The 3,437-nt window shown below is 64.3% G+C and carries 4 protein-coding genes; 1 reads left to right on the top strand and 3 read right to left on the bottom strand.

The features are described from left to right. Positions 1-107 precede the first annotated feature (107 nt). Both VW23_RS21080 and VW23_RS21075 read right to left on the bottom strand, forming a co-directional pair. Entirely contained in the window at positions 108-1,055 is a 948-nt protein-coding gene (locus VW23_RS21080; RefSeq protein WP_069911477.1) for a 2-hydroxyacid dehydrogenase, read from the bottom strand. A 73-nt stretch (positions 1,056-1,128) separates the two neighbouring features. Then, on the bottom strand, positions 1,129-1,866 hold the full coding sequence (locus tag VW23_RS21075) for a c-type cytochrome (protein WP_069911476.1): 738 nt from the start codon (positions 1,864-1,866) through the stop codon (positions 1,129-1,131). Between the two features lie 405 nt (positions 1,867-2,271). Here VW23_RS21075 and VW23_RS21070 point away from each other — a divergent pair, with 405 nt between their 5' ends. Beyond that, positions 2,272-3,102, top strand: a complete 831-nt coding sequence (locus VW23_RS21070; RefSeq protein ID WP_069911475.1) for a prephenate dehydratase — start codon at positions 2,272-2,274, stop codon at positions 3,100-3,102. A 10-nt stretch (positions 3,103-3,112) separates the two neighbouring features. Here VW23_RS21070 and VW23_RS21065 read toward each other — a convergent pair whose 3' ends face one another. Beyond that, complete coding sequence (locus VW23_RS21065) at positions 3,113-3,334, bottom strand: hypothetical protein (RefSeq protein WP_069911474.1); 222 nt, start codon at positions 3,332-3,334, stop codon at positions 3,113-3,115. Positions 3,335-3,437 lie beyond the last annotated feature (103 nt).

The raw sequence follows: 3,437 nt of genomic DNA, 5'->3' as shown, positions 1-3,437 counted from the left end.
CCAAAATACCGGCATCAGTGAGAGCGTCTCCCTCCCCCTGTTTGAGGGGGAGGGGACAAGGGTGGGGGTCCACAGCCACCGGCTTCGCGTCATGCGTTTGCCGCCCCCTAGTACCCCCGCCCGAAGTCGATCATGTTGGGCAGCGGCAGCCCCGCTTCGTGATCCTTGATCACCTTGGAGAAATACGCCACGCCGGTCCGCTCGCTCGACGCGGCGGCGATGTGCGGGGTGATGTAGACATTGTCCATCTCCCACAGCGGCGAGTCCTGCGGCAGCGGCTCCACCTCGAACACGTCGAGGCTTGCTGCCTTCAGCGTCCCGTCATTCAGCGCCCGGACGATGTCGGCTTCCCTCTGGTGCCCGCCGCGCGCCGCGTTGATCACCACCGGGCCTTCGTTGTCGATGCCGCCGCGCTTCAGCTTGGAAAACGTCTCGTAGTTGAGGATGCCCTGGGTCTCCGCCGTCAGCGGCAGCAGGTTGACCAGGATATCGGTCCCCGAAAGGAACGCCTCGAGCTGCTCGGGACCGGTGAAGACGTCTACGCCGTTGACCTCTTTTGCCGTCCGGCTCCAGCCGCGCAGCTTGTAGCCGAACACCTTGAGGTGCCGAACAGCGTCGAGTCCGAGCGCCCCCAAGCCCATGATGCCGACCGTCGCGTCCCAGGCCGGCGCCGGATAGAGCTGTCGCCATTGCTTTGCTGCCTGGTCGCGCTTGAAGCGGGTCATCAGTCGCTGGTGCATGGTCACCTGCGAGACGACGTAGTCGCTCATTCGCTGCGTCAGGTCCTCATCCATGAAGCGGGCGATCGGCACGTCCCTGGGGCGCGACGGGTTGCGCAGCAGCGCATCGACGCCGGCGCCCAGCGACAGGATCGCCTTGAGCTTGTGAAGCCCCTCGAACGCATCGGGCTTGGGCTTCCAGATGAAGATGTATTCCACCTCGTCCGGGTCATAGCTGTCGGCGCGCGTCACCACCTTGCGGCCGGGCAGGGCGGCAGCGAAGCCATCGGCCCAGCGTCGCTCGTTGAAATCGGCGAGGTGCAGCAGCAAGGTCATCGGTGGTCTCCCCCAAAACGAACGAGCCGCACCAGGGGCGCGGCTCGAAACTCAAACGGACCTCAGTCGAGGATCAATGGCTGGCAGCCGGCGCTTCGGTGGTCGCCGGAGCCGGCGTGCCTTCCACCGAGGTCTCGGTAGCAGTGGTGCTCGGCGTCTCGACGGCAGCGCCTTCGGTTGCGCCGGCCTCGGCCGGAGCCACGCCCTCTGCAGGGGCGGCAGCGCCTTCAGCGGGAACTGGAGCCGGCGCGGCTTCAGCGGTCGGGAACGGCACCGGCGACGGCGACAGGGTCTGCAGGTAGGCAAGGATATTGGCGCGCTCGGCCGGGTCCTTGACGCCGGCGAAGCTCATCTTCGTGCCCGGTGTGAAGGTCTTGGGCGAGGTGATGAAAGCGTTGAGGTTCTCGTACGTCCACAGGTCGCCCTTGGCCTTGTGCTCTTCCATGCCGGCGGAATAGCTGAAGCCCTCATGGCTGCCGATCAGCCGACCGACCACACCATAAAGACCGGGGCCGGTGCCGTTCTTGCCGGCTGCTTCGAAGTTGTGGCAGCTGCTGCACTTCCTCACCGAAGCCTGGCCGGCGGTGGCATCGGCGCTTGCCAGCAGCACGCCCAGGGGCACGGCCGGAGCTTCCGGCTCGGCCGGGCCGGCGCCATGCTCGCCGGGAGCTTCGGCTTCAGCCAGGGTCAGGCCCGGCCCGCGACCTTCGATCGGATGATAGATGGCCTCTGCCAGGAACCCCACGCCCATGACGAACAGGAGGGTACCGAGAACGGCGCCAATGATCTTATTGAGTTCGAACGAATCCATCGCGGGTATCTTTAGCCTTTGACGCCGGTTTGATGAACGGCGGAACAGCGATAGGCCATAGCTGGCCAACCCCGGCGCTTCAAGCCCTGTCCCGACGCGGGCGGAAGATAGTCTGTCCCCACATGGGGCGCAACGGGGCAGAAGCGCACTGCGACAACAGAGCGAGATCAGGAAAGGTTGCAGACCTTTCCGGTGCGATCTCGCGACAAAACAAGCACTTGGAGCAGAAGTGCGATGCAACCGCACGCAATCCTGCTCCTGCGGAAATAGGATGATTTCGCTCAACATTGACTTGGCTCCCACCGGGTCGCATTAAGGCGCCGCACAACGCGGGGAGAGAGAAGTTGCAGGACTTTTCCGGCCTCGCCCGTGGTCAGATGAGATCGGTTTTCGGAGTTCCAGCCCATGTCCAGAAAGATCGCGTTCCAGGGTGAGCCCGGCGCTTTCAGCCACGCGGCGGCACATGCGCTGTTTCCGGACGACGAGGCGCTGCCGTGCACCACCTTTGAGGATACCATCGCGGCGGTGCAGAACGGCGATGCCGAGTTCGGCGTCGTGCCGGTGGAGAACTCGCTCTATGGCCGCATCACCGACATCTATCACTTGCTCCCCAAGAGCGGCCTGTTCATCACCGGTGAGCATTTCCTGCGCGTCGAGATGAACCTGCTCGGCGTGCCGGGCGCGACTCTCGCCGACATCAAGGCAGTGCAGTCGCTTTCGGTGGCGCTCGGCCAGTGCCGAAAGTTCATCGCCAAGCACAAGCTCAAGACCATCAATGGCGTCGATACCGCCGGCTCGGCCCGCGAAATCGGCGAAAAGGGCGACAAGTCGGTGGGCGCCATCGCCTCGCTGTTCGCCGCCGAAGTCTACGGGCTGACGGTTATCGCCCAGAACATCGAAGATGCGGCGCACAACACCACGCGCTTCCTGGTGATCTCAAAGCAGGCTGATGAGCCGGCCGCCGGCGCGGGCAAGGTGAAGACCACCTTCGTGTTCCGCGTCCGCAACGTGCCGGCGGCGCTGTACAAGGCGATGGGCGGCTTTGCCACCAACGGGGTGAACATGACCAAGCTCGAAAGCTACATGCTCGACGGCTCGTTCACCGCCACCCAGTTCTACGCCGATATCGAGGGGCACCCGTCGGATCGGTCGGTGCAACTCGCCTTCGAAGAGCTGAAGTTCTTCACCGACCATTTCCACGTGCTGGGCGTCTACAAGGCCGCGTCCGCGACCTGACGGCACGGCCTCAGTAGAAGTCGTCGTCCTCGTCGGCGCCGAGGGTGAGGCCGCCGGCTGCCACGCCCCAGTCGAGATCGTCGGCCTTGTCGTCTTCGCGACGGGCCTCGGCCTCAAGGATCTGATGCTCGAACGCCGGCAGGTAGAGCGGCGCGCCGACTTCGCGGATGGAAGCGCGCTGCATCTGGCTGAGCGCGATAAGTTCGTGGGGAACGCGGACTGACTTCAACATAACAAGCCTCCTTCAGGCTCGTGAAGTCATTAGAATGCGCCCCAGTTTGTTAACAAGGTCTGAGGGATGCGTTCAGGCATCCTACCGGTAGGCCGGTGCGGCA

This window comes from Devosia insulae DS-56 (genome assembly GCF_000970465.2).
Classification (GTDB): Bacteria; Pseudomonadota; Alphaproteobacteria; order Rhizobiales; family Devosiaceae; genus Devosia_A; species Devosia_A insulae.
This window is presented reverse-complemented; position numbering and strand designations above follow the sequence as displayed.

What these genes read in the sequence shown, in the direction of transcription:
- VW23_RS21080 (WP_069911477.1), bottom strand. Translation starts at nt 1,055, where the DNA reads ATGACCTTGCTGCTGCACCTCGCCGATTTCAACGAGCGACGCTGGGCC.
- VW23_RS21075 (WP_069911476.1), bottom strand. Translation starts at nt 1,866, where the DNA reads ATGGATTCGTTCGAACTCAATAAGATCATTGGCGCCGTTCTCGGTACC.
- VW23_RS21070 (WP_069911475.1), top strand. Translation starts at nt 2,272, where the DNA reads ATGTCCAGAAAGATCGCGTTCCAGGGTGAGCCCGGCGCTTTCAGCCAC.
- VW23_RS21065 (WP_069911474.1), bottom strand. Translation starts at nt 3,334, where the DNA reads ATGTTGAAGTCAGTCCGCGTTCCCCACGAACTTATCGCGCTCAGCCAG.